The sequence below is a fragment of the Ruegeria sp. CDSB029 genome (assembly GCF_059611125.1).
Map to the genome: position 1 here is coordinate 187,227 of NZ_JBXWOX010000007.1, position 26,573 is coordinate 213,799.

The window sequence follows — 26,573 nt, forward strand, 5'->3', positions numbered from 1 at the left end:
CGCAAGGAAAACGTCGCGTGAGTTATTTTGGCAGCGCGCCCGTCAGAACATAGCGCAGTGCATCAACGACTTGGCCCGGTTGCTCGGCCACGGCCAGTGCCGCCGCATCCACCTCTTTCAACGCGTGTTGGTGATCAGGGCCGTGCAGCACAATCAGTGATTTCCCCAGCGCCGCAGCGTAACCCGCGTCAAATGCAGCGTTCCACTGTTTGTATTTTTCACCGAAGCGGACCACGACCACATCGGCATCCGCGATGCCTTTGCGCGTGCGGATCGCGTTGACCATTGCGCCTTTGTGGTCGTGCCAATACTTGTTTGGCTCGGCCCCCAGAATGGCCACACCACAGTCATCGCTGGCCGCGTGATCAGTCACAGGACTGTTGAACGTGATGTCCAGACCCTGAGCGCCTTCGATGATCTGTTCCCGCCAATCGGTATGGATTTCGCCGGATAGGTAAACGTTCAGCATCATTTGCTCCTCCGCAAAAACAGAAAGGGCGCCACCGCCCCTTCATCTTTTCAAAAACTCCAGCCGGAGGCGGCCAGGCATCACCCGCGCAGAACGCCGCCAGTCGCCTTGGTGACCTTGGCGATGATTTTCTCAGCCACCGCTTCGATGTCTTTTTCCTTTAGAGTCGCATCCGTCGGCTGGAGGCGAACAGTGATGGCCAGAGATTTCTTACCCTCACCCAGACTACCGCCGATAAACTCGTCAAAGACCCGGACGTCCTCGATCAGCACCTTGTCAGCACCCGCTGCGGCGTTCACCAGTGTCAGCGCTTCGACGCCCTCGTCGACGACAAAGGCAAAGTCACGCTCGACCGCCTGAAGATCGCGCAATTCCAGCGCCGCTCGGGTGGCACCGGACTTACGTGGCAGAGGCACCTCTTCCGGCCAGATGGTGAAAGCCATCGCAGGGCCTTTGATATCCATCGCCTGCAACACGCGCGGGTGCAGCTCACCAAAGACGCCCAACACCTTTTTCGGGCCAAGACAGATCTTGCCATGACGGCCAGGATGCCACCAGGCATCACCATCGCGCAGGACCTGCACTTTAGCGGGCGCACCGATTGCGGCCAGCACAGCCTCGGCATCTGCTTTGGCGTCGAACACATCGACAGGGCGCGAAGCACCGTGCACATCCTTGGGACCGCTGCGTCCAACCAAAAGGCCAGTGATCTGGGTTTTCTGATCGCCAGGCTCACCATCGTGAAACACCGGACCAACCTCGAACAGCGCGACATCGGTATAGCCACGCGCTTGATTTCGTGCCGCAGCCTGCAACAGGCCGGGCAGCAAATCGGGGCGCATATGGCTCATCTCGGACGAGATCGGGTTTTCAAGCTGCGTCGCCTCATCCCCACCACCGAACAACGCGGCCGAGGCCTGATCGATGAAGGTATAGCTCACACATTCATTGTACCCCAGCGCCGCGCAAGTGCGACGTGCCATCGACTGACGCCGCTGCGACGGGGTCATCACCGCCTTGGGAATACCATCCGTAATACGCGGCAGCGGCTTGCCCTGCAGTTTGGTCAGGGATGCAATGCGTGCGACCTCTTCCACCAAATCGGCCTCACCCATGACATCGGGACGCCAACTGGGAACGTGAGCCATCTCACCTTCCAGGCGGAAGCCCAGACGGGTCAGGGTTTGACGTTGCTCGGCCTCAGGAATGTCCATGCCGACCAGCGACTGCACACGCTCGGCATCCAGCTTGTAGGCCCGTGCGTGGTTCGGTGCTTTGCCCGCTTCGACCACCTTGGACACTTCGCCGCCGCAGATATCCAGGATCATCTGTGTGGCGTGTTCCAGCCCTTCCAGCGTGTATTCCGGGTCCACGCCACGTTCGAACCGATAGCGCGCGTCCGAGTTGATCTTAAGCGCACGGCCGGTCAACGCGATCTGCACATGATCCCAAAACGCGCTTTCAAGGAACACATTCACGGTGTCCTCGGTACAACCAGTTTCCTCACCGCCCATGATCCCGCCAATCGACTCCGGGCCCTTATCGTCCGAAATCACCATCATACCGGGCTGCAGGGTGTATTCTTTCTCGTCCAGCGCAACCAGCTTTTCACCGCCTTTGGCACGGTGAACGCGCAGGTTGCCCTGCACCTTGTCGGCGTCGAACACGTGCAGCGGACGGTTCTGGTCGAACGTCATATAGTTGGTGATATCGACCAACGCCGAGATCGGACGCAGGCCGATTGCCTTCAACTGATCCTGCAGCCATTGCGGGCTGGGGCCGTTTTTGACGCCCTTGATCAGACGACCGGTGAAATGCGGCGCGCCGTCCAGCGTATCCTCATCAATTGTCACCTTGATCGGGCTTTCGAAGTCACCCGGCACCGGCACATAATCACGCTCTTTTAGCGTGCCAACACCGCGCGCAGCCAGATCACGGGCGATCCCGGCCACGCCCAGCGCATCAGGGCGGTTCGGCGTGATCGCGATTTCGATCATCGGATCGACCTTCGCGGGTTCGTTTTCGGCCAGCCAGTCGACGAACTTGTCGCCGACGTCACCCGAAGGCAGTTCGATGATGCCGTCATGCTCGTCCGAAAGCTCCAGCTCCCGCTCGGAGGCCATCATGCCAAAGCTTTCAACACCGCGGATCTTGCCGACGCTGATGGTCAGGTCCAGACCGGGGATATACATGCCGGGTTTGCAGACAACGACAGTGATCCCTTCGCGCGCATTCGGCGCGCCGCAGATGATCTGCAGATCGCCCTCGTCGGTCGCGACCGTGCACACACGCAGCTTGTCGGCATCAGGATGTTTTTCCGCGTGCTTCACATAGCCCAGCGTAAAGCCTGCCAGACGGTCCGCAGGGTTCACGATCTCTTCGACTTCCAGTCCAAGATCGGTCAGCGTCTCTGCAATCTCATCTACCGACGCATCGGTGTCGAGGTGGTCTTTCAGCCAGGAAAGAGTGAATTTCATCGGTCGGTATCCGCCAGTAAATCTAGGGTCAGACCGCGTTTAACGGATATTGCGGACAGGGGAAAGAGGGTGCAGGGGGCTTGGGCGCCTACTCTTCCGCGACCGTGTTGGAAACGCCCTCTGCACCGACAAACACAGCCAGAATCCGCGCGATATCTTCGCCTGAATTCACGCCTGCATGAGGTGAACGGAACGCCTCGACCAGCGCATCACCGGTTTTGTAGGTTTTGGTCCCGGCATCCCCGTAATCCACGTTGATTTCACCCTCTAGCATGTAAGCCGCCAATGGGGCCTCGTGCCGGTGCCAGCCGGTTTTTTGGCCGGGCTGCATGGTCACGATGGCCATTGTTATCTGCGCCTTGCCTTCGGGGTATTCCAGTGGTTCGCCAATCACGGATTTATCGGTCTGCAACAGAACCTCAACCGGTGGATAGGTGTCTCGCGCCAGAACAGGTGTGGCGACAAGGATCAGGGCGCTTAGCAGCATGGTTTTCATCTGGCAGTTCCATTTTCGGATCATTCCGGGCAACCAAGCTGGAATTACCCGTCCAAGTCAAATGATCAGGGGTATGTCGGTTCACGCCCCAGCAGCTCATCCAACTGCCGCCCAATCCAGCCGTGCGGGATGAAATGTCCACCGGGATGTGTGTCCAGCACCACCTGTCCCTGCACACAATCGGTCCATTCCACCCGGCTGAGTGTCAGGATCGGCACAACACTCCAATCCCCGCGCGGCGTCGCTGTTTCACACCCGAACTTCTGCCGCCACAGCGCCACTGGATAAGTCGTGTCCGCGCCCGGCCCAAAGGGGAAATCCATTACGGTGTCGCTGGTCCCGTGCACATGGCGCACCTCGGCCGGGGCTTGCGGGCAGTGCTCGGTCTGACGGATCGACCCCGCGACCGCCAGCAAGGCAGCCGTGTCATTGCCTGACTGGCACACATAGCGCCACGCCATCGCACCACCAAAGGAATAGCCCGATACATAGATGCGGTCCGGGTCAATTGGATAGCGTTGGGCCACATCTTCAAGCACCCGGTCGGCAAAGGGGACATCGCCGGTGTCCGAGGTCCAGAAATCCCAGCTTTTGCCCAACCCGTTTGGCGCCACCAGCAGAACACCGCGCAGCTTTGTGGCTCCGGCGATGCGTTCGTGTTTCACCACCACGGTTCCCTGCCGCGCCCAGCCGTGGAAATGCAGCAACACCGGCAGAGGCGTTTCGCCGTCCCAGCCGTCGGGTTCCAGTACATGATAAGAGCGGTCGCCGACCTGACAGGCAGTATCGCCGTGGCATCTATCCACAGCAGCGGCTTGCGTGGCGGTCAGCAGGAGAAGGCAAAGCAGTCGGTAAATCATCTGCCGAACCCTAGCGAGCCTGCGCCCGCTGTCACGTCACAACCCCGTGGGAGATTGTGACAAGCCGCGCTGTCGTCAGACCGCGGGGTGGCGATCTTCAGGTTGTAGTGGGCGGTTTATGCTGGTCAAGTCCGTGTATCGCTCAAACCGGGTACCTGCGGAGACAAATCGCCAGCCCGTGCGGGCGGTCTAGCGATAGCGCGGCGGCCTATCGGCCTTTGCTCCTCACTTGGAAAACTACGTTCAGCCCACTTTAGTGTTTAGATAAATCGGAACGCATTTCCTTTGTTATCTGGAACCGATCTTTTGCAAAGATTCGATCCTCCAAAGTGAGTGCGAGAGCTTGCGATACAAGACTTCCCGCTTTCTCTGAAATATCTTCGGGTGCGTAAAGCTGAAGTACAAACAAAGCTGTCATAGCTTCTTCTGTAACTTCGCGATCAAGCGTTCTTTCCTGCTTACTTGCTTTCAGCAGTGAGTTCATTCCAAGCTGTTGAAGGCACCTAAGAAAATCTCTGTATGCGTGCCGTTTTTCAACATGGAGTTGTTCTCGTCTGTCCGTCTTTTTTTGATGGGAATAGAAGAACGTTCCCAACACAACCGGAACAGAAGCGCCAAGGATCGCGCTAACGAAAGGCAACCAAATTGAAATTTGCATCTAGCCTACTCAGACAACTCAACGCGACAAACCACCATGCAGGTTCGGCATATCCAGCGCCGCGAACCCATAATGACGCAGCCAGCGAAGGTCGGAATCAAAGAACGCCCGCAGATCCGGAATACCGTATTTCAGCATCGCCAGACGGTCGATCCCGATGCCGAACGCAAAGCCCTGATAGACTTCGGGGTCGATACCACCGGCAGCGATCACCTTGGGGTGGACCATGCCCGAGCCCAGAATCTCCATCCAGTCGTCACCCTCGCCGATCTTCAGCTGGCCGTTGTCCCAGGAACAGCGGATATCGACCTCGGCCGACGGTTCGGTGAACGGGAAGTGCGAGGCGCGGAAGCGCAGTTCGACATCGTCGACCTCGAAGAACGCCTTCACGAACTCTTCCAGAACCCATTTCAGGTTCGCCATCGAGATGTCCTTGTCGATGGCCAAACCTTCGACCTGATGGAACATCGGGGTGTGGGTCTGGTCATAGTCGGCACGATACACGCCGCCCGGACAAATGATGCGGATCGGCGCGCCCTGTTTCTCCATCGAGCGGATCTGGACCGGCGACGTATGGGTGCGCAGCACGTGCGGCGGGCGATTGTCGCCCTCGGCGCGATGCATGTAGAACGTGTCCATCTCGGCCCGCGCGGGGTGGTGGCCGGGGATGTTCAGCGCGTCGAAATTATGCCAGTCGGTCTCAATCCGCGGCCCTTCAGCCACCGAGAAACCCAGTTCGGCAAAGATCGCGGTCAGCTCCTCAGTCGCTTGGCTAACCGGGTGGATCGAGCCCTGACGGCGCGCGCGGGTCGGCAGGGTCACATCCAGCCATTCTGTGCGCAGGCGTTCGTCTAGCGCGGCATCGGCCAAAGCGGCTTTCTTGGCGGACAGGGCCGAGTTGATCTCATCCTTCAGGGCATTCAGCGCGGGGCCAGCGACCTGACGTTCCTCGGGCGTCATCTTGCCCAATTCGCGCATCTTCAGCGCGACTTCGCCCTTTTTGCCGACAGCCGCGACACGGATCGCTTCGAGCGCGTTTTCGTCGCCTGCATCGGCGATCTGACCCAGATATTTTCCCTTAAGATCGTCCATGACGGTTCCCTGAATGCTGTTGAAGCTCTGCTATCACAGCAGTCTGCGAAAGCAAGAGGGGCGGATCAGATCGCCCGCAGCATTGCCACTTGTGGGCCGCACCGGACCGGACGAACGGTCGGGCCATAAGTTTGCGGCTGATCCATAAGCTCGGGGAACAGGGCGAACAGCTCGTCCGCGGCTTCGCGATCAAGACTCGACAGGCCCTGCGCCCCAGGAAAGAAGCTTTCCGAGATCAGACCAGAGGTCGACACCAGTTGATGCCGGTCAAAGAACAGGTGGACATAGTGGACAAGGTCGCAAGGCGCGGATGTGATGGCCGTGTCATTGACCATTGATTTGGCCGCGACAAGAACCTCATCTTCTCCGAACAGCAGCTGCGCCTGCCAACCTGAGACCAGCAGGCGGTGTTGCGGCGAGACGTAAATGTCCCTTTCCGCCCCCAACGCGCCGGAACGGATACGAACGGGTGCAAATCGACCCCGTCCTGAAACAGTGCGGCCACCGGCCCAGCGAATGATGCAAGCACCATCGTCCTGTGTCAGCACCAAGTCACCCGGCCCCAGAGTTTCAACCCTACGCGGACCATCCGGCGTGTCGACCAACGTGCCAGCCGCGAAACACGGTGCGCCTGAATCGCCGGGCGAGAGCGGCGCATGCACCAGTGTGTCCGGGTTGGGCTGATTGAACTGCAGGGTTGTCGTGGTTTGGTTCGGCCCAACAAGAACCGGCAGATTTTCCGAAGTTTCCCCGGCGGCCAACCCGTTTTGCGCTACGATATTGGTGGTTCCGCCGCCGATATCGTAGAAATCAATGACCTCGCCCGTCGATGTATTGGTCAGCGCATAGGCTTCATAGTTGTTCGGACCCCCGCCATTGGGGTCTGTCAGCAGGATCGGAAAGAAATCTGCCGAAATTACAAAGACCTGTTCATTGTTGTCAGGGTCGATGGAAACCTGAACCGATGGGTGGGTCAGCGGAATCTCGATCCCGACCTGACCATTCGCCTGATAGAAGGACACAGTGAAATTGGCCGGATCCTCATCGGATCTCAGCGCAACCTCTAGGAACTCGGAAACGCCGCTTTGGGCGGCATAGGCATTGGAATAATGCAGTTCGCTGATACGGGCCATGACGTCATCACGCTCGGGGATATCTTGCCAAGCATAGTCGGTTGACCCCGCCACATGGCAAGGTCACATCACGTTAATTGGCAAATACTCTCCTAAAGGCAACAGACCTAAAAGACGGTCAGTAGCTGAAATCGGGATAAATCCGGGTCAGATCGCCGTTCCAGTCGCCGTTATAGTGATCCAGCAACTCGTCCGCCGGAACCTTGCCAGTTTCGATACTGTCCTTGAGCGCATTCAGGAAATGCGTTTCATCCGGTACCAACCCACCTGCACCGGGAAAGGCGCGGGATTTCAAGCCGGCTTGGGCGATCGAAACCACCTCGCCAGCCAGATCGTGCATGTTGATGTCGCCGACCTGCGCCTGCAGGCCGTCCCGGGCGGCGGCAACCCGAAGCTCTTCGCGCGTCTCGGCATCCCAGCCTTTGACCAGATCCCAGGCCGCATCCAGCGCGCCTTGATCATAGGTCAAACCGACCCAGAATGCGGGCAAGGCACACAGGCGCCGCCAGGGACCACCATCGGCCCCGCGCATCTCCATGAACTTCTTGATCCGCGCCTCGGGGAATGCTGTGGTCAGGTGATCCGCCCAGTCAGACAACGTTGGCGTTTCGCCCGGCAATGCAGGCAGTTTGCCTTGCAGAAAGTCACGGAAGGACTGACCCAGCGCGTCGATATACTTGCCGTCGCGATAGACGAAATACATCGGCACATCCAAGGCGTACTCGACCCAAGCCTCGAACCCGAACCCGTCTTCGAACACAAAGGGCAGCATACCGGTGCGCGCATCATCCAGATGACGCCAGATATAGCTGCGCCAGCTTTTTTGGCCGTTTGGCTTACCCTCAAAGAACGGGGAATTGGCAAACAGTGCCGTTGCCACAGGCTGCAACGCCAGCGCGACGCGCAGTTTCTGCACCATGTCGGCCTCGGATCCAAAGTCGATATTGACCTGAACCGTACACGTCCGGCGCATCATCGACCGGCCCATGGTGCCGACTTTTTCCATGTAGTCATTCATCAGCCGGTAACGCCCCTTGGGCATCAGCGGCATTTCCTCGTGGGTCCAGATCGGGGCGGCCCCAAGGCCGATGAAACCGACACCGATCTTGTCCGCGATATCCTTCACATCGCGCAGATGCGCGTTCACCTCGTCACAGGTTTCATGAATGGTCTCAAGCGGCGCGCCTGACAATTCCAACTGCCCGCCGGGTTCCAGCGATACATTGGCGCCGTCTTTTTCCAGCCCGATCAGCTTGCCGGCCTCTTCCACCGGGGCCCAGCCATGCAAATCACGCAAACCCTGCAGGACGGCAAGAATGGAACGCTCACCCTCAAAGGGCAGCGGTTTCAGCGTGTCTTTGCAATAACCGAACTTCTCATGTTCGGTTCCGATGCGCCAATCCTGTTTGGGCTTGCAGCCCGATTCCAGATATTCGGCCAGTTGCTCATGGCGTTCGATCGGTCCGCCGCCGGACTGGGGAATGGACATGAACCGTGCTCCGATCCTGATGTGTCTGTCGTTTGGTCAGTCGTGGTCTTAAACCGCGCCAGTGTCAATGCAGCCTCAAATGGGCCGGACGCAGAGGCGTGCGTTCCCAAATAACCACAGGATGCGTCGCGCCACCGTTCAGTTCCAACAGCATTTGTTCGGTTTTCAAACCCGGAAGGGCCGAGAACACATCAAACAGCGCTTCGGCACCTTCCGCATTCACAGGAATGTGAAGCGTCGGCTGCCCCTGCTGATCCAAAATCCAATGTGCCGGGGACGATGTCGGGTCCAGCACAAGGCGCTCGATTTCACGTGTCGCAACGATGCCGCCTGTCAGCGGTCCCAGATAAGTGATCTGACCTTCATCGATTGTCACCAGACCGGGGCCACCTGCACCGGTACGGAACCGGGCGCGTTGAATGCCAATAACGGCCAGCGCCACCGAGACCGCGATCAGTACCCAGCCCAGCCAACCCAGCAATCCACCGGGTCCGCCGATCCAGCTGAGGCCGACCAACAAGACGACCCCTGCCACCAGCACTTCGCGCCAGCGCCACAGGGCCAGTTTGGCTTCGGGTCGGATGAAACTCATGCCGTGTCCTCAGGGTTTTTGAACAAAATCAGGGAATAATGGCCTGCTGGCCGGAACCCTATTGCTATATAGGCACGCGCGGCGGCATCGCTAGCGGCAAACAGAACAGCGCGGGTTGCGCCGTTGCTGTGCGCCTCGCGTAGATGTAGCGCCACTGCTAGTCGCGCGTATCCATGCCCCCGAAGATCGGGCGGCGTATAAACACCGCCAATCTGGACAACCTCTGGCAAACGCGAGTTGAACCCGGTCATTCCTACTGGCCGACCATCAATCAGCAAGGCCCGATGGGAATCGCGTTCGATATAGGCAGCGATATCTTTTTGTGCCTGAGGTTGCGCGCGTTCGGGGTCAAAGCCCATTGCTTCGATCAGATAGTCTTGCCGCCATCCCACTGTTATGGATCGGTCCAGTTCATCCAGCGGCACCAGTTTCGCGCTGGTGGCGTCCGGCATGACAAGTTGATTCAGCTCCAGCGAGAACCCCGGCTCGTCACTGTTTAGGGTTGCAGGGCGGTCTTCCCATCCCGCAAGCTGCATGATCCGACGTGCTTGAGTGGCCTCAGCCGCCAGACCGAACAACCTGCGCCCCCGGATCAGGCGAATCGCCTGGGCCAATTCGTCATCCGAGCATTCGGGGCATTGCGGCAGGACCATACCTTCATTTGTGATTCCAAATATCGCCCTCGGATCATCACCCAATGTCCACAAGTTCAAGGCGCGCGGGTCTGAGCCGCGCAAGCCGAAGTCCCGCAGGTTCGCCAGAAGGAACATGGACGTCTGGATATGTTCAAACAGGAACCTGTCGATCTTTGGAACCTCTGCGCCTTGCGCTTCTTGCCAGTTCATACCCAGTCTCCCAGCGCCTGCTGCCACATCGTCAGCGCCGCTACGGCAGCCGTATCCGCGCGCAGGATGCGCGGGCCAAGGCTGACCACATGCGAAAAGGGCAGCGCAGCCAGCCGCGCGCGCTCACGCTCGGAAAAGCCACCTTCGGGGCCGATGAGAATAGCCCAGGGTTGGTCCGTTTCATTGCCAGCCAGCCGTAGAGCCGAGCCTACCTCAGCCTCATCGCAGAACATCAGTTGCCGCCCTTCGGGCCAGCTTTCCAATACGCGATCCAATCGCTGCAGATCAGCCACCTCGGGCACAAATGTTCCACCGCATTGCTCGGTCGCCTCAACGGCGTGCGCCTGCAAGCGGTCCTGACGAATGCGTTCCGAGTTGGTGAATTCCGTCTGCACCGGCATGATCCGCGCCGCGCCCATTTCGGCTGCTTTTTCAACGATAAAGTCAGTGCGCGTTTTTTTGATCGGCGCAAACAGAAACCATAGATCGGGCGGCAGCTGCAGCGGTTTGGATTGCTCAACGCAGGACAAGACGCCGCCCCGCTTGCCGGCCTCTGTTACCTCGGCCAGCCACTCTCCGTCCTGCCCATTGAACAGCGCGACCTGTCCACCGACGGACAGGCGCATGACGCCAAACAGGTAATGGGCCTGCTCGCGCGTCAAAGGAACCGATTGCCCCTGACCCAGAGGGTGCTCTACATACAGTCTGATCTTTGCACTCATGAGACCTTACATATGCAAGGCAATGCCCCAACACCAGACGGTCAGGTTGCCGACGCTGTCAGCGGCAACTGGGTCGATACATATGCGCCCGCTTTCACCCGCCCCTACCTGCGTCTGAGCCGCGCTGACCGGCCCATCGGCACGTGGTTGCTGTTGATTCCCTGCTGGTGGGGATTGGCGCTGGCTATCCTCAGCGACGGCACCCCGCGGTGGGAGGATCTGTGGATCGCCATCGGCTGCGCCTTCGGAGCCTTTCTGATGCGCGGTGCGGGCTGCACATGGAACGACATCACCGACCGCGAATTTGACGGTCAGGTGGAGCGCACCCGATCCCGCCCGATTCCATCGGGTCAGGTCAGCGTGCGGCAGGCAGTGATCTGGATGGGGCTACAATGCCTGCTGGCGCTGATGATTCTGTTGACATTCAACCAGGCCGCAATTGCGATGGGCGTACTGTCGCTGTTGCCGGTGACGATCTACCCCTTTGCCAAGCGATTCACCTGGTGGCCGCAGGTGTTTCTGGGGCTGGCCTTCAACTGGGGCATCCTGCTGGCCTGGGCTGCCCACACGGGAACCGTGGGTATACCCGCAATCACGCTGTACCTAGCCGGGATCGCATGGACGCTGTTCTACGATACGATCTATGCCCATCAGGACGCTGAGGATGACGAGCTGATCGGAATCAAATCCACAGCTCGCCTGTTTGGAACCGACACTGCGCGATGGTTGAAATATTTCCTGATCGCCACCGTGGCGCTGATGGGGCTGGCAATAATCGACGCGGCAACGACTCAAGCATCAATCATCGCCTTGGTGGTGGCACTTGGCGGGCCTTGGGCGATGGGGTGGCACATGGCATGGCAATTGCGGGGGCTTGATATCGAAGACAACGCCAAACTGCTGCAATTGTTCCGCGCCAACCGTGACACCGGCCTTATTCCGCTGATCTTCCTTTGCGTCGCCTTGTTGCTCTGATTGCACCCGGGCCTAGCCCTCTGTAAGAGTTCCGAACACTCACCCGAGGAGTCGATAGTTCGCACATGCGCCTGCCTTATGTCTTCGTCGTTGCCTTTGTCTTCCTTGTGTCCGCAGGGCTGTCTCTGTTGGCGGCAAGTTTTGCCGTGACAAAAGTCGAAGAAGCCTCGGAGTTCGCCGTGCGACGTGCGCTGGACCTGAAGGGTCACGACTGGGCCGAGGTCCAATCGGACGGGCTGCGGGTCGTTCTGACCGGTACGGCTTCGGATGAGGCCACACGATTCAACGCTCTGACAGCGGCAGGGACCGAGGTCGACACCTCGCGCGTCATTGACGAAATGGAAGTCGCGCCCACGACGCAGCTGGCCTCGCCACGCTTTTCAGCCGAGATTCTTCGCAATGACAGCGGAATATCGGTTATTGGCCTGATCCCGGCCAGCGAAGATCGTGACGCGCTGACAGAGAGATTGCGCAGACTGAATGACGGACCGGTCTCAGATTTGTTGGAAACCGCCGATTATCCAAAGCCGAAAGGCTGGGACGAAGCGATTACTTATGCGGTCGAAGCGCTGACCCGGTTGCCTCGGGCCAAAATCTCGGCCAGCCCCGGGCTTGTGAAGGTGACCGCAATTGCCGACAGTCAGCAGGAAAAGGAGCGGCTCGAACAAGAACTAACCCGCGCGGCACTGCCGAGCCTACGCATAGGCCTGTCCATCTCGGCACCTCGCCCGGTCATTACGCCCTTTACTTTGCGTTATCTGATCGACGAAAACGGCGGGCGTTTCGACGCCTGCTCAGCCCAGGATGAAAAGGCGCGGGACCGGATCGTCGCAGCCGCCCAGGATGCTGGTCTGACCGGGCCTTATTCCTGCACCATCGGTCTGGGCGAACCGTCTCCACGTTGGCCCGACGCTGCTGTGCTCAGCATTCGGGCCTTGTCAGACATCGGTCAGGGTACGGTTACTTTATCGGACGCCGACATCACTCTGGTCGCGGCTGAAGGTACAAGTACCGCGGTGTTCGACCAGGTGATCGGCGAACTGGAAAACGCACTGCCCGAGGTCTTTGCCCTGCACGCGGTTCTGCCAGAACCCGAAACGGAAAACCAATCCGGCCCGCCCGAATTTTCAGCGACACGCAGCCCCGAAGGTCTGGTGCAAATGCGCGGCCGGCTGGGGGATGAAACCCTTCGCGACATGGTCGACAGCTATGCCCGTGCCGCGTTTGGTTCCGAGCACGTTCATACGGCCACCCGCATCGCCCCTGACCTGCCTGCTGATTGGTCCATTCGCGTCCTCAGCGGGCTTGAGTCACTGTCGCAACTGCACAACGGCGCGCTGACCGTGACACCGGACGAAGTGGTTCTGAACGGCATCAGCCACGATCCCAAAACCCGGGCTTATATTTCTGGGCTGTTGTCGGAGAAACTAGGCGAGGCACAGGATTTCAGCCTGTCGATCACCTATCAAAAGCCACCCGAGCCCGCAGACAAGCTACCCGACCCGGATGTTTGCGAAGAGCGCATCGCCGAGGTTCAGGCGGGTTCGAAAATCGCCTTTGAACCGGGCTCTGCCACGGTCGCCGCCGACTCGCGCGATACGGTCAATCAGATCGCCGACATCCTGCGGGAATGCGGACCCATCCGACTGGAGATTCAGGGCCACACTGACGGCCAGGGCCGCGAAGAGATGAACCAGCAGCTCAGCCAGTCACGGGCACAATCTATCTTAAATGAGCTGCGCGCGCGGCGCGTGCCCACAGCCAGCTTTACCGCCTTGGGCTATGGTGAAACCCAGCCAATCGCCGACAATGACACCGAGGCCGGACGCGAAGAAAACAGACGCATCGAATTCCGCCTGATCCGGCCCGAATCCACCGCCGAATCTCAAACCGCGCTGGAAGCGATGGAAGACGAAACAGAGACGTCACAAGACGCAGAGCCAGAGGCCGAAGCCCCGGAAACGGATGCGGAAACCGACTCGGGCGCAGGGGACCAGTAAATTGAACAGAATCGAATTCATTATCGCGACCGCCGTCATATTGTTTGCCGCCTTTTGCATGGGGTGGTTCGCCAACTGGCTGGCCCATCGCCTGTCGCGCGTCCGCCAAAGCGACGTCGCCGATCTGGACCGCATGAGCCAGGAACTGCACGAGGCAGAAGAAACCCGCGATCAGGCGATCACCTATCTGCAGCAGCGCGAGGCCGAACTGACCAACCAGCTGACCCAGACCGAGGCCGAATTGGCAGCCGCCATGGACGGCCTGCGCGCGGCGCGGCAAGAGGCCGAAGAACTACGCGGGCGTATCAACAACGCGGATTGATCCCAGCCCCGGGCTTAATAGCTGACCCCGGTTGGGGCCGACTGCACCTTCGGCACAAATCAGCCGATCCGAGGCAATCGCCTTCAATTCCTACAACAAATTCAATATTAGGAATTGGTGCATTTTTACACATGCACATCACTGTTCACTATCCAGAAAATTGGAGTGTACTATGAATTTCAAATCATCATTAACTGCTGCTGCAACTCTAAGCATCTTCACCGGCGCCGCCGTCTGGGCGTCAAGTGACGTGATACCTTCAGAGAATGATACCTTCACCAACTGGGGCGAAGAATCCGGCTGGACCATCTTTGTGGATGACTCCCGCGGGTCCTGCCTGATCGAGCGTATGGACGAAAACCAGAACGTTGTTCAGATGGGTCTGACCAAAGACCACGAGATGGGCTATCTAGGTGTGTTCACGAAGAACGACATTGGCTTGAAGGGTAAGAAAGAAAAGATCTTCCTGTCACTCGACGGCAACGTCTACGAAGCTGAGGCGCACAAGAAGACTAAGCATCTCGCCGACGGATATACAGGCGGATACATCCTTGCGAACAACGCCCAGTTTGTGGATGACGTCATGAACAAATACGAAATGACCGTGTTTCCGAAGAAAGAGTTCGCATTCACCGTTAGTCTGGATGGTACTAAAAAAGCCATCGAAGCCGCACGGCAGTGTAACACCGAACAAAGCACCTAACTCGCTATAATAGACCCGGCACCAGATAATCCGGTGCCGGGCACAGAACCTACCACCGCGTCAGCGCATCTTCATCCTCATCCTTGGCTGCGACCCATTGCGCGCCGGATGTGGTGATTTCTTTTTTCCAGAAAGGCGCGCGGGATTTTAGGTAATCCATCAGGTATTCTGCCGCCTCAAACGCATCCTTGCGGTGCCGCGCGGCAGTAGCCACCATCATGATCCGGTCCCCGGGGGCAAGGCGCCCGTGGCGGTGGATCACCAGAACATCGCCCAACGACCAGCGCTGCTGTGCCTCTTTGGCTATTTTGGTTAGCGCGCGTTCGGTCATACCGGGGTAATGCTCGATCTCCATCACATCCAGATCACCGGATGCCAGATCGCGCACCACGCCGGTAAAGGTCACGATGGCGCCGTTGGCATCGTCTCCGGCAGCGAAGGTATTGGCTTCGGCCCCAAGATCAAATTCTTCTTCCTGAACCGCGATGCGCATGGTTTTAGCCGCCGGTCATTGGCGGGAAAAAAGCCACTTCGCGCACACCAGCAAGCGATGCGTCAAAATCGGACAGTTCCTGATCCAGAGCGACGCGCAGTGCGGACAGGTCCGCAAATGCGGCAGCATAGCGGTCTTCGCGCGCGCTCAGCTCGGCGACCAGATCGGATACGGTCGCGGCCTTGGTCTCGATCCGTTCTTTCGGCAGGCCGATCCGTTCACGCACCCAGGCAAAATACAGCACATCCATCCCTTAGCTCTCCTTCAGATGGGGCATGGCTTTACGTAGGTAGTCATAGCCGGTGATCAATGTCAGCGCCGCCGCAATCCACAGAAGCCACAACCCGATCCGGCCAGACCAGAACATCGCTTCGAGATGCCAGCGCATGTGATTTAGGTCTTCCAGTTGACCCGTCAGGACCAGATCCATTGTTTCGGCATCCATGCCGAATGTAGCCATCACAAAATAGTGTTCGAAAATCCCCTGCGAAAACAGAATGGCAATCGCCACCATCTGCGCGGTCGTTTTCCATTTCGCCAGCTTTGTGACCTTCAGCGTTCCGGCTGTATCGCCCAGATATTCACGCAGGCCTGAGACAAAAACTTCGCGGAACAGGATGACCGTTGCTGGCAGCACCAGCCAGGGCGTCCAGTGCTCAGCGGAGTAACCCACAAGGATCATCAGCGCGATCACCACCATCGCCTTGTCCGCAATCGGGTCCAGCATGGCGCCGATCTTGGTTTCCTGTTTCCACGCTCGCGCCAGATATCCGTCGAACCAGTCGGTAATGGCTGCCGTCAGAAACAGGATCAGCGCAAACCAGTCTGCATAGGGTCTGGTGAAATACAGAAACATTACGGCCAGACCGGGCGCGGCCAGCAGGCGCAGGACGGTCAGGATATTCGGCAGGTTCCACTTCATGAAGCAGACCCTACATCGCTGACCGGGGACAGGAAAGACGGGGCGGAAAAAAACTGTACCGATCACAGAGGCTTGGTCAAAGCGCCGCAGTCCGGCGCGGCAGCGGTTATTGGCCTTGGCCCCGGGTCGGATTGTCGTCAGAGTGCCGCCCATTAGGCCCAATGGCAAAGACGAACCGATGACCCCAAATATTGAGACCGACGCGCGCGCGAACCTTATCGGTAGCGCATGGATGATCGGCGCGATGGCATGTTTCGCACTGGAAGACGCGCTGCTGAAAGCGGCGGCGGTTGCCTTGCCCGTCTGGCAAATTCTTGTCCTGTTCGGATTGGGTGGCGCGGTGATCTTTGCCTGTGTCGCGATGGCACGCGGCACGCGGCTGTTGCAACCGGATGTTCTGTCGCCCGCGATGAAAATCCGCGCGGTGTTCGAAATTCTCGGACGGCTGTTCTACGTCCTGGCTATCACACTGACGCCCTTGTCATCTGCAACCGTTATCCTGCAGGCCACCCCGCTTGTGGTCGTCGCCTGTGCCGCGCTGCTATTCGGAGAGACCGTTGGTTGGCGGCGGTGGAGCGCCATTCTCGTTGGCCTGATCGGCGTTGTGATCATCATCCAACCAACTGGTGACAGTTTCACCATCCTGTCCCTGCTGGCCGTGCTGGGGATGTTGGGATTTGCAGGTCGCGATCTGGCCAGCCGGGTCGCACCCGCCAGCCTTGGAACCGAAGTTTTAGGGTTCTACGGCTTTGTCAGCGTGATTGTCGCCGGGTTTGCCTACAGCTTTTGGGAACAGGCCCCGATTGCGCCAGTGCCGTTGCTCACAAGCCTGCATATCGCCGGAGCCGTAGGCCTTGGCGCAATCGCATACGGTTCCTTGATGAAAGCCATGCGGACGGGAGAAGTATCCGCTGTCACGCCCTTCCGCTATTCCCGCCTGCTGTTTGGTGTCGCCCTGGGTGTGGTCTTCTTTGGCGAGGATCTCGACCAGACGATGTGGATCGGCAGTTCGCTGATCGTCGCCTCGGGCCTGTACATATTGTGGCGCGGGCGCAAGGCCTAGCCTTTGTCGTGGAAGAAGTCGTAGACCTTTTGCGCCAACCCGGCTGAGATCCCCTCGACCGCTTTCAAATCCGCCAGATTGGCCCGGCTGACCGCCTTGGCACTGCCAAAATGCGCCAGCAATGCACGCTTACGCGCGGCACCAACTCCGGGGATTTCGTCCAACGGCGTCGCGCCGACCGCTTTGGCCCGTTTGGCACGGTGAGTGCCGATTGCAAACCGGTGCGCCTCATCCCGCAGGCGCTGAATAAAATATAGCACCGGGTCGTTGCGTTTTAATGCAAAGGGGCGCTGACCGGTACGGTGGAACTCTTCTTTACCGTGATCACGATCAACCCCCTTTGCAACACCGACCATAGGGATATCTTCGACCCCATGCTCGACCATGATTTCGCGCACAGCACTCACCTGCCCCGCGCCGCCGTCGATTAGCAACAGGTCGGGCCACAATCCCTTGTCACGATCCGGATCCTCTTTTTGCAAGCGGGTAAAGCGGCGGGTCAGAACCTCTTTCATCATCCCGAAATCGTCACCAGGGGTCAGGTCGTCGCCCCGAATGTTGAACTTTCGATAGGCATTTTTCATGAACCCTTCTGGGCCTGCCACGATCATCCCACCAACAGCGTTGGTGCCTTGGATATGAGAGTTATCGTAAACCTCGATCCGGTTCGGCGGGCTGTCCAGATCAAACGCTTCGGCCACGCCACGCAACAGCTTGGCCTGCGTGGCGCTTTCCGACATCCGACGGGCCAAGGATTCCCGCGCGTTGCGCAAGGCCCCTGCAATCAGTTCCTGTTTCTCACCCCGTTGAGGCACCAAAATTTCGACCTTGCGTCCCGCCTTCTCGCTTAGTGCTTCTTGCATCAGGTCAGCGTTTTCGACGGCATCCGAAAGGATCAGTTGCCGCGGCGGTTCCTTGTTGTCGTAGAACTGGCCAAGGAAAGCCTCCATCACCTCAGCCGCGGACACATCCGCACCGACACGAGGATAGAAATCCTTGTTTCCCCAGTTTTGATTGGCGCGGATAAAGAACACCTGAACACAAGCCTGCCCGCTGTCCATATAAAGGCCAATCACATCCGCCTCAGCCACACCGCGCGGATTGATGCCCTGCGAAGTCTGCACCTGCGTCAGCGCCCGAATGCGATCTCGCAGCCCGGCGGCACGTTCGAACTCCATCGCCTCGGACGCGGCCATCATCTGTTCGGCCAGCTCCTCTTGCACTTTGGTCGACCGCCCCGACAGGAACCGCTCGGCATCTTTGACGCTTTCGCCGTATTCGTCATCCGAGATCAGACCAACGCATGGCCCCGAGCACCGCTTGATCTGATAAAGCAGACAGGGCCGCGTGCGGCCGTCAAACATGGAATCCGAGCAATTGCGCAACAGAAACGCCTTTTGCAGCTGGTTCAACGTCCGATTGACCGCGCCTGCACTGGCGAAGGGGCCGAAATAGGTCCCCTTCTCTTTCTTCGCGCCACGGTGCTTTTTGATCTGCGGAAAGGCATGGTCCTTGGCGACCAGAATATTGGGAAAGCTTTTGTCGTCGCGCAGCAGCACGTTGTACTTGGGCTTGAGCTGCTTGATCAGGTTCTGTTCCAGCAACAGCGCCTCGGTCTCAGTCCTTGTGGTCAGGAACATCATCGAGGCTGTCGCCGCGATCATCCGCTCAATCCGCCCCGAATGCCCCGGCCGCGCATAGTTCGACACACGCGCCTTGAGATTACGCGCTTTGCCCACGTACAGAACCCGGCTGTCCGCATCCAACATGCGATACACACCGGGGGAACTGTCCAGCGTTTTCAGATACCGCTGAATGCACGCATAGCCGGTCATTTGAGTGTCTTGGGTCGGGTCGCTGTCTGTCGTCATTTGCCTGAGATATGATTCTCTGACCATGGCTGCAATCTTGTGGCCTTCAGATCAAGAGAAAACAAATCCACGGTTTCTGTGGATAAGTGTGAAGATAAGTTTCTGAGCTTGGCAAATTTCCCTTGTTTCATTAAGGAATCCTTGATTTGCACAAAAAATAAGCAAATATTTAACCTATTGTTTTTATTGTAAATATTTTCATTCACAAGGCAAGTGTATGAAAAAAAAGACATTTTTGTAACGAGTAGGTAACAGAAATGAGAGCGGTGCAAAACTTACAGCAGTTTTACTTATTCAAGGCCCAGAACGTCCGGCGTTTTCCACCCCAGATGCTGCCCACCGTCGACGCATAAAAGCTGCCCCGTGACCGCGTGCGCATCTAGGAAATAGCCCAAGGCGGCAGTGATATCTGACGGGTTCGACCCGCGTTCCAGAACCGTGTTTGCGCGCTGCGCCTGAAAGTGTTCTTCGCTTTGCCGGTGGCCCTGCATCGTTGGTCCTGGCCCGATCGCATTGACGCGGATCGCTGGCGTGAGCGCCTGCGCCGAGGTTCGGGTCAAGGCCCACAGACCCATTTTGGCAATCGTATAGGTCATGAACTCTGGCGTGAGCTTGCGCACCCGCATATCGACCATGTTGACGATCAGGCCGGTGGCAACAGGTTCGCCCGCCTCGTCCGTGCCCGGCTTCAGCCCCTGCGCAGCCATGGCCTGCGTCAGAACGAATGGCGCGCGCAGGTTGCTGTCGAGATGCCGGTCCCAGCTTTGCCGCGTGGCGGTTTGAAGGCCGTCGTATTCAAAAATCGATGCGTTGTTCACCAGACAGGTGATTGGTCCACCCAACGCCTCTGCCGCACGGGGCAGCAAGGTCAGGACCTGCGCCTCATCCAGCAGATCGGCGTGCAAGGCGACCGCCTTGCGCCCAAGCGCCTGCACCTCGGCTACGGTCTCGGCGGCAGGTTGTTCAGACGTCGCATAGTGCACGGCGACGTCATATCCCCGCTTTGCCAGATACAGGGCCATTGCCCGACCAAGACGAATACCTGCACCGGTCACTAATGCTCGGGCCATGGATTTCCCCCTATCTTCAGGTCACGCCAACAGCGAGACGATGTAGACGGCATACAGCAGCGTCAACACCAGACCCCAGCCGCGTGTGATATCTTGTTTCAAGAACACGAACGGGATCAACAGAAGCGATGCGCCCAGCATGACCCACAGATCGAAACGCAGGAATTCCGGGTCCACAGGGATACGTCCAAACAAAGTGGCGATACCGACGATGGCCAAAAGGTTGAACATGTTCGACCCGATCACGTTGCCCAAGGCGACATCCGCCTGTCTGCGCAAGGCCGCCATGACGGTCGTGGCCAGTTCCGGCAAGGATGTCCCAACTGCGATCAGCGTCAGTCCGATAATCGTTTCGCTGACGCCATATGTGCGGGCAATGATCGTGGCGTTGTCGACCAGAAGATGTGCACCCATCGGCAGGCCGATCAGGCCCAGGACCAGATAGATCGATAGCTTCCAATAGGGCATGTCCGGATCGGCCTCTTCCAGACCTTCCAACTCATCCTCTTCCCCGCAGGCTTCACCGCAGGCTCTGCGATGCGCGCGCGCATCGCGGAATGCGTTGAACAGGACCAAACCCAAAGCAGCTAGCAAAATTGCGCCGCTAGCCAAATTGAATACACCGCAGAATGCCAGACCGATGAACAGCACCGTGGCCAGTAACATGAACACATAGTTTCTTCTGGTGTTGCATTCACTGGTGTGAAGCGTGGCAAGCAAGGCTGGCAGACCCAGAACCAGCAAGATGTTCGCCGTATTCGACCCGACCACGTTACCCAGCGCAATCCCCGGCGCGTTTTCCTTGATCGCGCTGATCGCGATCAACAGCTCGGGGGCCGAGGTGCCAAAGGCCACAATGGTCAGGCTGACGATCAGGGCTGGTACACCCAGGCGCAGGCTCAGGTTCACTGCACCACGGACCAGAGCATCACCTGCCAGCAGCAAGATCAGCAAGCCGAGGCCGGATAACAGCCATGCCGTCATGTACGGCCTCCTTTTTCGCAGGAGCAAGGCCCCTTACCGATACTGAACCGTCCACAGCGCGGACATCTTGCAGACTGCAACTTCTTCTGCCCCGGAAAGCGCAACTTGCCGAACATCGCCAGGACACCCATGGCAATCAGGAAAAGGGTGACAACCTTGACGATCACGTCACAAACCAAAGCGCGCGTAGGCCGCCCGCTCCTCAATTCCGGTTATGGCGTCCTGGGCAAGTGTGGTCCCGAACCGCGACCAGAACGGTTTGCGCAGACCATAGCGGCGGAACTTCACCTTGTCGCCGAACCGCTCCTGCATTTTTGGCCTCAGGTGTGCAACGCCGTCAATCAGGCCCAGTTCTTGCGCACGCCTGGCAAGCCAGACCTCGCCCGTGAACAGATCCGCACTTTGATCCAGCTTGTCACCGCGGCGGGCTTTGACATGGTCGATGAAGTTCGCGTGGATATCACCCAGCAAGCCCTGAAGTCGCGCGACATCTTCTTCTTTTTCCGGCGAAAACGGGTCGAGCATTGACTTTGATTTGCCCGCCGTATGTACGCGCCGCTCGATGCCTTGCCGCGCCAGAAGGACATGCGCGCCAAACCCGGCCGAAATCACACCGATCGACCCCAGGACCGAGCTGTCATCGGCCCAGATTTCGTCGGCGGCAGCGGCCAGCCAGTAGCCGCCAGACGCTGCAACGTCTTCGACGAAGGCAATAACGGGGATCTCAAGCTCTTCCGACAGCCGCCGGATTCGCGACCCGATCAGAGAGCTTTGCACCGGCGATCCACCGGGCGAGTTGATCTCAAGCGCCACGGCCGCAGGTTTACCTTTGCGAAACGCCTTTTCCAGAACGGGGGCCAGCGCGGTATCGTTCAACGATCCACGCCCCGCCATTCCGATGGCGCCGGATAGGCGAACCACGGCCACGAGGGGCTGCTTTTTGACAAATGGCAGGCTGAGCTTCATGGGTGCCGATGTAGAGTGCGGCTGAGCCCTAAACAAGGGACCGTTCGAGCCTTAGACGTGACGTGAACCAAATTCACACACATGGCGGGCAAAAATGCAACGCCCTAGCTGCGAATACGCCAACCGGTTTTGAAGATCCAGCCGATCACAGCCAGACAAGTCCCCGTGAAGACCAGAATCGCCAGCAGGCTGAATCCGATCGGGACATCGGCCAACCCGTAAAACGACCAGCGGAACCCGGAAATCAGGTAAACAACCGGATTGAACAGGGTGATCGTCTGCCACACCGGCGGCAGCATCGAGATCGAATAGAACGTGCCGCCCAGAAAGATCAGTGGCGTGATAACCAGTTGAGGCACCAAAGATATTTGTTCAAAGTTGCTGGCCCATATCCCCACGATAAAGCCCAACAGCGAAAAACTGAGGCAGGACAGGATCAGGAACGCTGCCATCGCAAAGGGATGTTCGATACGTATGTCCACGAAGAATGTCGCTGTCACCAAGATTACCAACCCGACAAACAACGACTTGGTGGCGGCGGCCCCGACGTAACCTATTACGATCTCAATAAAATTTACTGGCGCCGACAACAGTTCGTAGATCGTACCAAGGAATTTCGGGAAGTAGATCCCGAAAGACGCGTTCGAGATTGCCAGCATCACAACGGACAACATGATAAGCCCCGGCACGATAAACGCGCCATAAGATACACCCTCGACCTCTTGGATGCGGCTGCCGATCGCAGTGCCGAAGACCACAAAATACAATGAGGTCGACAGGACCGGCGACAGAAAGCTCTGTGCCAGAGTGCGGAAGAATCGGGCCATTTCGAACCGGTAGATTGCTGCGATGGCAGACCAGTTCATGCGGGTTCTCCGGATACCAGGTTCACGAAAATCTCTTCCAGGCTCGACTGCCGGGTCTGCACGTCGCGCAGAACAAGCCCCGCCTGCGCCACGTCGTTCAGCAAAGTGGTGATCCCAGTGCGGTCCGCGTGGGTGTCATAGGTATAGACCAGCGCGTCGCCATTGCCGTTCAACGTCAGGTTATGCACAGCCAGACTGTCGGGAATGGCCTGGATAGGATCGGCCAGCATAACCTCGATCTGTTTCTTGCCCATCTGGGCCATCAGGGTGTTCTTGTCCTGGACCAGCCGCAGCTCACCCTTGTCGATCACACCTACCCTGTCGGCGATGGCTTCGGCCTCTTCGATGTAATGTGTCGTCAGGATGATGGTTACCCCGGCCTTTTTCAGCTCGGCCACGATCTCCCACATATCCTTGCGCAGTTCGACATCTACGCCGGCGGTCGGCTCATCCAGGAACAGCACGCGCGGCTCATGTGCCAGGGCCTTGGCAATCAGCACGCGGCGCTTCATGCCGCCGGACAGTTCCTTGATCGCGTTTTTACGCTTGTCCCACAAAGACAGCTTGCGCAGGATCTCTTCGATCCGGGCGTTGTCGCTGCCATATCCGAACAGGCCGCGAGAGAACCGGACCGTGTTCCAAACTTTCTCAAACGGCTCAAGCGCGATTTCCTGCGGCACCAGCCCGATCATCCGCCGCGCTGCACGAAATTCGGTCTGGATGTCATGCCCACCTACAGTAACGGTGCCAGAAGTCGGAGTGGTTATGCCGCACACGGTGGAAATTAGGGTCGTCTTGCCAGCCCCATTCGGGCCCAGCAACGCCAGAATTTCGCCCTGCTCGATATCCAAGGACACCCCTTTGAGCGCCTCGAATCCGTCGGCATAGGACTTACGCAAATCCCTGATGGACAGAATAGTTGTCATGCACATTCCCTGTTCTGGCGGGGACACTACCCCGACGGCCCGGCACAGAACAGGTCAATTCCGCACATTGTTCTGCGCTTTTTTGTGGGCGCGCGGCTGTGTCAGGTCTGCGGCACCGCCGCCATTCGGTAGTCCGCTTGTGTACATGCTCAATTAGCAAACACGCATCAGGCAAACGCGCATAATGTTGTCCTTGCCGATAGGCTGCGGGCACCGTGCGGTTCAATTGCGGCCAACATCAAACGCTGCGGCGGATGCAGGCGCACTATCACAGTCAGTTGAATCTGGTCTTGCAATCCCTGGGCATCCCCGAAAACTTGCGCCAAAAGGAGAAGGCCCATGCTCAGCGGAATACGGATCATTGAAGTTGAAGGTTTGGGGCCAGGTCCTTTTGCAGCCATGTTACTGGCCGATCTGGGGGCGGACGTCATCACGATCCACCGCAAGGGCCAGCCTGCCGGACCTGGTATGCCCGAGCAATCCGTCCTGGATCGCGGCAAACGCTCGATTGATCTGAATTTGAAGGATACAGCCGATCTGGACATCGCAAGACGCCTGATGGCCTCGGCCGACGCGCTGATCGAAGGGTTTCGCCCAGGTGTGATGGAAAAGCTGGGGCTTGGCCCCGACGCTTTTCAGGAAACCAACCCCAAACTGGTCTATGGTCGCATGACCGGATGGGGTCAGGACAGCCCGCTCTCCGCAACTGCCGGGCACGATCTGAACTATATCTCTCTGTCCGGGGCATTGTGGTACGCCTCGGCCGCGGGCCAGCCCCCGCAGACCCCTGCGACTCTGGTCGGGGATATTGGCGGCGGTGCCATGTATCTTGTCACCGGAATTCTAGCCGGGATTCTCAACGCGCAGCGGACCGGACAGGGCACCGTGGTTGATGCGGCCATCTATGACGGCTCAGCCCACATGATGAACCTGTTGATGAGCATGCGCCAATCCGGAAATCTGTCTGAGACGCGTGGTCACAGCCTGTTGGACGGCCCGCATTGGAGCCGCACCTACGCGTGTCTGGACGGGGGGTTCATGACCGTCCAGTGTCTTGAACCCAAGTTCTACGCCGAATTCCTGCAAAAACTGGGGCTCTCAGGCGATCCCGAATTCAAAAACCAATATGTTCCGGCACTTTGGCCCAAACTCACACAGCGACTCTCAGAAATTTTTGCCAGCAAACCCCGCGCCCACTGGGCCGATATGTTCCAGGGATCCGACGCCTGCGTCGCGCCCGTACTCGACCCGGTCGAGGCGCAAGCCCATCCCATGAACGCCGCGCGCCAAACCTGGATCGACCATGACGGCGCATTGCAGGCCGCGGCCGCACCCCGCTTTTCGACCGAGACATGGCAGCCCAAACCCAGCCCCCGCCGAGGCGAACACAGGCAGGACATTCTGGATCAGCTGTCTATCGACGCGCCTCCTGACCCCTCACCTGGCTAAAAATCTCCCTGGGTGAGTTGGCCAAAATCCAAGTGGGGCTGGCCCCTCTACGCGTCCCGCCACGACCGCACCGTGTCGATCATCAGCTGAACATTATCGGGATCGGCATCGGGTGTGATCCCGTGGCCCAGATTAAAGATATGCGGTCCTTTCGAGAACGCCTCGACGATCTGACGCGTCTCATCCACCAGCGCCTGTCCGCCGGTCACCATGTGTGACGAGGCCAGATTGCCCTGAACGCAGCCATCCACCTGCACATGCTCGACCGCCCAATCCGGCGACACAGAGTTGTCCAGCGCGACGCAATCCACGCCGGTGGTCTTGGCAAAACCTTTGTAACCATCACCTGCTTCGCGCGGGAAGCCGATCACCGGGATACCGGGATGGCGCGCTTTGATGGCCTGTGTAATCACGCGGCAAGGCTCGACCGCGTATTTCTGAAACGCGGTGCCCTTCAACGACCCCGCCCAGCTGTCAAAGATCTTGACCACCTCCGCTCCGGCCTCGATCTGGGCCGAGAGATACTCGATCGTTGCCAGTGTGATCCGGTCCAGCAACGCCTCGAACAAGGCCGTGTTCTCTTCACGCAACGCGTGGGCCGGTCCTTGGTCCGGTGTACCCCGCCCGGCAATCATGTAGGTCGCCACAGTCCACGGCGCGCCTGCAAAACCAATCAGCGTTGTCTGGGAGGGCAATTCGCGGGACAGGATGCGTACGGTGTCATATACGGGCGACAGCGTCTCATGGATATCCGACACAGGCTTTAGCGCGTCGAAATCAGATTGCCGGGTGATCGTCGACAGCCTTGGTCCCTCGCCAGTGACAAACCACAGGTCCGCACCCAGCGCTTGTGGCACCAGCAGGATATCCGCAAACAGGATCGCTGCGTCGAACCTGTAGCGGCGGATCGGTTGCAATGTCACCTCGGCGGCCAGTTCGGGGTTATAGCACAAAGACAGAAAATCCCCGGCCTGTGCCCGAGTCGCGCGATATTCGGGCAGATACCGCCCGGCCTGCCGCATCATCCAGATCGGCGGCACGTCCTGCACCTCACCCGCCAGCGCCCGCAGCAGTTTCTTTGTCTCGGCCATCTTTGTCCCCAATCGTCAGGTTTGTCGCAACGGGTCGTG

At 58.6% G+C, this 26,573-nt stretch carries 27 protein-coding genes; 6 read left to right on the forward strand and 21 right to left on the reverse strand.

The genetic code is table 11. From position 1 onward, the window contains the following. Positions 1 to 22: 22 nt before the first annotated feature. From AC2FI8_RS11035 to AC2FI8_RS11085, 11 genes are all read right to left on the reverse strand, one after another. Positions 23 to 472: a YtoQ family protein gene (locus tag AC2FI8_RS11035; protein WP_496779011.1), complete on the reverse strand. Its 450-nt coding sequence runs from the start codon at positions 470 to 472 to the stop codon at positions 23 to 25. Between the two features lie 77 nt (positions 473 to 549). Continuing rightward, positions 550 to 2,946 carry a phenylalanine--tRNA ligase subunit beta gene (gene pheT, locus AC2FI8_RS11040; protein WP_496779013.1) on the reverse strand — a complete coding sequence of 799 codons (2,397 nt, stop codon included), beginning with the start codon at positions 2,944 to 2,946 and terminating at the stop codon, positions 550 to 552. Positions 2,947 to 3,034: 88 nt separating this feature from the next. Beyond that, complete coding sequence (locus AC2FI8_RS11045; RefSeq protein WP_496779015.1) at positions 3,035 to 3,442, reverse strand: cupin domain-containing protein; 408 nt, start codon at positions 3,440 to 3,442, stop codon at positions 3,035 to 3,037. Positions 3,443 to 3,507: 65 nt separating this feature from the next. After that, positions 3,508 to 4,302 carry a CE1 family esterase gene (locus tag AC2FI8_RS11050; protein WP_496779017.1) on the reverse strand — a complete coding sequence of 265 codons (795 nt, stop codon included), beginning with the start codon at positions 4,300 to 4,302 and terminating at the stop codon, positions 3,508 to 3,510. 253 nt (positions 4,303 to 4,555) lie between these two features. Further along, positions 4,556 to 4,960, reverse strand: coding sequence for a hypothetical protein (locus AC2FI8_RS11055; protein WP_496779019.1), 405 nt, complete (start codon positions 4,958 to 4,960; stop codon positions 4,556 to 4,558). Between the two features lie 18 nt (positions 4,961 to 4,978). Then, positions 4,979 to 6,052, reverse strand: coding sequence for a phenylalanine--tRNA ligase subunit alpha (gene pheS / locus AC2FI8_RS11060; protein WP_496779021.1), 1,074 nt, complete (start codon positions 6,050 to 6,052; stop codon positions 4,979 to 4,981). 65 nt (positions 6,053 to 6,117) lie between these two features. After that, a complete protein-coding gene (locus AC2FI8_RS11065; RefSeq protein ID WP_496779023.1) occupies positions 6,118 to 7,239 on the reverse strand; it encodes a Hint domain-containing protein in 1,122 nt (373 codons plus the stop codon). A 64-nt stretch (positions 7,240 to 7,303) separates the two neighbouring features. Continuing rightward, on the reverse strand, positions 7,304 to 8,674 hold the full coding sequence (locus tag AC2FI8_RS11070; RefSeq protein ID WP_058273615.1) for a glutamate--cysteine ligase: 1,371 nt from the start codon (positions 8,672 to 8,674) through the stop codon (positions 7,304 to 7,306). 64 nt (positions 8,675 to 8,738) lie between these two features. Continuing rightward, the gene (locus tag AC2FI8_RS11075) at positions 8,739 to 9,266 is read right to left on the reverse strand and encodes a hypothetical protein (protein ID WP_496727287.1); all 528 of its coding nucleotides are present in this window, start codon (positions 9,264 to 9,266) and stop codon (positions 8,739 to 8,741) included. Beyond that, positions 9,263 to 10,111, reverse strand: coding sequence for a GNAT family N-acetyltransferase (locus tag AC2FI8_RS11080; protein ID WP_496767683.1), 849 nt, complete (start codon positions 10,109 to 10,111; stop codon positions 9,263 to 9,265). Before AC2FI8_RS11080 ends, AC2FI8_RS11075 begins: the two co-directional genes overlap by 4 nt. Further along, positions 10,108 to 10,833 carry a 16S rRNA (uracil(1498)-N(3))-methyltransferase gene (locus AC2FI8_RS11085; RefSeq protein ID WP_496767685.1) on the reverse strand — a complete coding sequence of 242 codons (726 nt, stop codon included), beginning with the start codon at positions 10,831 to 10,833 and terminating at the stop codon, positions 10,108 to 10,110. Before AC2FI8_RS11085 ends, AC2FI8_RS11080 begins: the two co-directional genes overlap by 4 nt. A 12-nt stretch (positions 10,834 to 10,845) precedes the next feature. Between AC2FI8_RS11085 and ubiA the strand changes: the two genes are divergently transcribed. From ubiA to AC2FI8_RS11105, 4 genes are all read left to right on the forward strand, one after another. Next, positions 10,846 to 11,808, forward strand: coding sequence for a 4-hydroxybenzoate octaprenyltransferase (gene ubiA, locus AC2FI8_RS11090; RefSeq protein WP_496779025.1), 963 nt, complete (start codon positions 10,846 to 10,848; stop codon positions 11,806 to 11,808). A gap of 65 nt (positions 11,809 to 11,873) precedes the next feature. Further along, positions 11,874 to 13,808, forward strand: a complete 1,935-nt coding sequence (locus AC2FI8_RS11095; RefSeq protein ID WP_496779027.1) for an OmpA family protein — start codon at positions 11,874 to 11,876, stop codon at positions 13,806 to 13,808. Between the two features lies 1 nt (position 13,809). Continuing rightward, positions 13,810 to 14,130 (forward strand): hypothetical protein, encoded by a 321-nt coding sequence (locus tag AC2FI8_RS11100; protein ID WP_058273621.1) that lies wholly within the window; start codon positions 13,810 to 13,812, stop codon positions 14,128 to 14,130. Between the two features lie 172 nt (positions 14,131 to 14,302). Next, positions 14,303 to 14,833: a hypothetical protein gene (locus tag AC2FI8_RS11105; protein WP_496727282.1), complete on the forward strand. Its 531-nt coding sequence runs from the start codon at positions 14,303 to 14,305 to the stop codon at positions 14,831 to 14,833. A gap of 49 nt (positions 14,834 to 14,882) precedes the next feature. Here the strand turns inward: AC2FI8_RS11105 and AC2FI8_RS11110 are convergent, their stop codons facing one another. The 3 genes from AC2FI8_RS11110 to pgsA are packed head-to-tail and all read right to left on the reverse strand — an operon-like array spanning position 14,883 to position 16,248. Beyond that, positions 14,883 to 15,326 (reverse strand): molybdenum cofactor biosynthesis protein MoaE, encoded by a 444-nt coding sequence (locus AC2FI8_RS11110; protein WP_496727281.1) that lies wholly within the window; start codon positions 15,324 to 15,326, stop codon positions 14,883 to 14,885. A gap of 4 nt (positions 15,327 to 15,330) precedes the next feature. Beyond that, positions 15,331 to 15,576, reverse strand: coding sequence for a molybdopterin converting factor subunit 1 (gene moaD / locus AC2FI8_RS11115; protein ID WP_496727279.1), 246 nt, complete (start codon positions 15,574 to 15,576; stop codon positions 15,331 to 15,333). Between the two features lie 3 nt (positions 15,577 to 15,579). Next, complete coding sequence (gene pgsA, locus AC2FI8_RS11120) at positions 15,580 to 16,248, reverse strand: CDP-diacylglycerol--glycerol-3-phosphate 3-phosphatidyltransferase (RefSeq protein WP_496727277.1); 669 nt, start codon at positions 16,246 to 16,248, stop codon at positions 15,580 to 15,582. 178 nt (positions 16,249 to 16,426) lie between these two features. Between pgsA and AC2FI8_RS11125 the strand changes: the two genes are divergently transcribed. Continuing rightward, on the forward strand, positions 16,427 to 17,311 hold the full coding sequence (locus AC2FI8_RS11125) for a DMT family transporter (protein ID WP_496779029.1): 885 nt from the start codon (positions 16,427 to 16,429) through the stop codon (positions 17,309 to 17,311). Here the strand turns inward: AC2FI8_RS11125 and uvrC are convergent. The 6 genes from uvrC to AC2FI8_RS11155 all read right to left on the reverse strand — a co-directional run bounded on the left by uvrC (position 17,308) and on the right by AC2FI8_RS11155 (position 23,994). Then, positions 17,308 to 19,146 carry an excinuclease ABC subunit UvrC gene (gene uvrC / locus AC2FI8_RS11130; RefSeq protein ID WP_496779031.1) on the reverse strand — a complete coding sequence of 613 codons (1,839 nt, stop codon included), beginning with the start codon at positions 19,144 to 19,146 and terminating at the stop codon, positions 17,308 to 17,310. The two genes, AC2FI8_RS11125 and uvrC, sit on opposite strands and share 4 nt — an antisense overlap. A gap of 326 nt (positions 19,147 to 19,472) precedes the next feature. Beyond that, the gene (locus AC2FI8_RS11135; protein ID WP_496779033.1) at positions 19,473 to 20,252 is read right to left on the reverse strand and encodes an SDR family oxidoreductase; all 780 of its coding nucleotides are present in this window, start codon (positions 20,250 to 20,252) and stop codon (positions 19,473 to 19,475) included. Between the two features lie 21 nt (positions 20,253 to 20,273). Continuing rightward, the gene (locus AC2FI8_RS11140) at positions 20,274 to 21,236 is read right to left on the reverse strand and encodes a calcium/sodium antiporter (RefSeq protein WP_496779035.1); all 963 of its coding nucleotides are present in this window, start codon (positions 21,234 to 21,236) and stop codon (positions 20,274 to 20,276) included. Between the two features lie 168 nt (positions 21,237 to 21,404). Beyond that, on the reverse strand, positions 21,405 to 22,202 hold the full coding sequence (locus AC2FI8_RS11145; protein WP_496779037.1) for a S49 family peptidase: 798 nt from the start codon (positions 22,200 to 22,202) through the stop codon (positions 21,405 to 21,407). A 104-nt stretch (positions 22,203 to 22,306) separates the two neighbouring features. Further along, positions 22,307 to 23,068, reverse strand: coding sequence for an ABC transporter permease (locus tag AC2FI8_RS11150; RefSeq protein ID WP_496727270.1), 762 nt, complete (start codon positions 23,066 to 23,068; stop codon positions 22,307 to 22,309). Next, complete coding sequence (locus AC2FI8_RS11155; protein WP_058273632.1) at positions 23,065 to 23,994, reverse strand: ABC transporter ATP-binding protein; 930 nt, start codon at positions 23,992 to 23,994, stop codon at positions 23,065 to 23,067. The genes AC2FI8_RS11150 and AC2FI8_RS11155 overlap by 4 nt, the downstream gene beginning before the upstream one ends. 339 nt (positions 23,995 to 24,333) lie before the next feature. Here AC2FI8_RS11155 and AC2FI8_RS11160 point away from each other — a divergent pair, with 339 nt between their 5' ends. Then, on the forward strand, positions 24,334 to 25,443 hold the full coding sequence (locus tag AC2FI8_RS11160) for a CaiB/BaiF CoA transferase family protein (RefSeq protein ID WP_496779040.1): 1,110 nt from the start codon (positions 24,334 to 24,336) through the stop codon (positions 25,441 to 25,443). 47 nt (positions 25,444 to 25,490) lie between these two features. Here AC2FI8_RS11160 and hemE read toward each other — a convergent pair whose 3' ends face one another. Then, on the reverse strand, positions 25,491 to 26,534 hold the full coding sequence (gene hemE / locus AC2FI8_RS11165) for a uroporphyrinogen decarboxylase (protein ID WP_496779041.1): 1,044 nt from the start codon (positions 26,532 to 26,534) through the stop codon (positions 25,491 to 25,493). Positions 26,535 to 26,573: the final 39 nt, after the last annotated feature.

Excerpts from the sequence above, each read along its gene's own strand:
- AC2FI8_RS11035 (WP_496779011.1), bottom strand. The coding sequence starts at position 472 with ATGATGCTGAACGTTTACCTATCCGGCGAAATCCATACCGATTGGCGG.
- pheT (WP_496779013.1), bottom strand. The coding sequence starts at position 2,946 with ATGAAATTCACTCTTTCCTGGCTGAAAGACCACCTCGACACCGATGCG.
- AC2FI8_RS11045 (WP_496779015.1), bottom strand. The coding sequence starts at position 3,442 with ATGAAAACCATGCTGCTAAGCGCCCTGATCCTTGTCGCCACACCTGTT.
- AC2FI8_RS11050 (WP_496779017.1), bottom strand. The coding sequence starts at position 4,302 with ATGATTTACCGACTGCTTTGCCTTCTCCTGCTGACCGCCACGCAAGCC.
- AC2FI8_RS11055 (WP_496779019.1), bottom strand. The coding sequence starts at position 4,960 with ATGCAAATTTCAATTTGGTTGCCTTTCGTTAGCGCGATCCTTGGCGCT.
- pheS (WP_496779021.1), bottom strand. The coding sequence starts at position 6,052 with ATGGACGATCTTAAGGGAAAATATCTGGGTCAGATCGCCGATGCAGGC.
- AC2FI8_RS11070 (WP_058273615.1), bottom strand. The coding sequence starts at position 8,674 with ATGTCCATTCCCCAGTCCGGCGGCGGACCGATCGAACGCCATGAGCAA.
- AC2FI8_RS11075 (WP_496727287.1), bottom strand. The coding sequence starts at position 9,266 with ATGAGTTTCATCCGACCCGAAGCCAAACTGGCCCTGTGGCGCTGGCGC.
- AC2FI8_RS11080 (WP_496767683.1), bottom strand. The coding sequence starts at position 10,111 with ATGAACTGGCAAGAAGCGCAAGGCGCAGAGGTTCCAAAGATCGACAGG.
- AC2FI8_RS11085 (WP_496767685.1), bottom strand. The coding sequence starts at position 10,833 with ATGAGTGCAAAGATCAGACTGTATGTAGAGCACCCTCTGGGTCAGGGG.
- ubiA (WP_496779025.1), top strand. The coding sequence starts at position 10,846 with ATGCAAGGCAATGCCCCAACACCAGACGGTCAGGTTGCCGACGCTGTC.
- AC2FI8_RS11095 (WP_496779027.1), top strand. The coding sequence starts at position 11,874 with ATGCGCCTGCCTTATGTCTTCGTCGTTGCCTTTGTCTTCCTTGTGTCC.
- AC2FI8_RS11105 (WP_496727282.1), top strand. The coding sequence starts at position 14,303 with ATGAATTTCAAATCATCATTAACTGCTGCTGCAACTCTAAGCATCTTC.
- AC2FI8_RS11110 (WP_496727281.1), bottom strand. The coding sequence starts at position 15,326 with ATGCGCATCGCGGTTCAGGAAGAAGAATTTGATCTTGGGGCCGAAGCC.
- moaD (WP_496727279.1), bottom strand. The coding sequence starts at position 15,576 with ATGGATGTGCTGTATTTTGCCTGGGTGCGTGAACGGATCGGCCTGCCG.
- pgsA (WP_496727277.1), bottom strand. The coding sequence starts at position 16,248 with ATGAAGTGGAACCTGCCGAATATCCTGACCGTCCTGCGCCTGCTGGCC.
- AC2FI8_RS11125 (WP_496779029.1), top strand. The coding sequence starts at position 16,427 with ATGACCCCAAATATTGAGACCGACGCGCGCGCGAACCTTATCGGTAGC.
- uvrC (WP_496779031.1), bottom strand. The coding sequence starts at position 19,146 with ATGACCGGCTATGCGTGCATTCAGCGGTATCTGAAAACGCTGGACAGT.
- AC2FI8_RS11135 (WP_496779033.1), bottom strand. The coding sequence starts at position 20,252 with ATGGCCCGAGCATTAGTGACCGGTGCAGGTATTCGTCTTGGTCGGGCA.
- AC2FI8_RS11140 (WP_496779035.1), bottom strand. The coding sequence starts at position 21,236 with ATGACGGCATGGCTGTTATCCGGCCTCGGCTTGCTGATCTTGCTGCTG.
- AC2FI8_RS11145 (WP_496779037.1), bottom strand. The coding sequence starts at position 22,202 with ATGAAGCTCAGCCTGCCATTTGTCAAAAAGCAGCCCCTCGTGGCCGTG.
- AC2FI8_RS11150 (WP_496727270.1), bottom strand. The coding sequence starts at position 23,068 with ATGAACTGGTCTGCCATCGCAGCAATCTACCGGTTCGAAATGGCCCGA.
- AC2FI8_RS11155 (WP_058273632.1), bottom strand. The coding sequence starts at position 23,994 with ATGACAACTATTCTGTCCATCAGGGATTTGCGTAAGTCCTATGCCGAC.
- AC2FI8_RS11160 (WP_496779040.1), top strand. The coding sequence starts at position 24,334 with ATGCTCAGCGGAATACGGATCATTGAAGTTGAAGGTTTGGGGCCAGGT.
- hemE (WP_496779041.1), bottom strand. The coding sequence starts at position 26,534 with ATGGCCGAGACAAAGAAACTGCTGCGGGCGCTGGCGGGTGAGGTGCAG.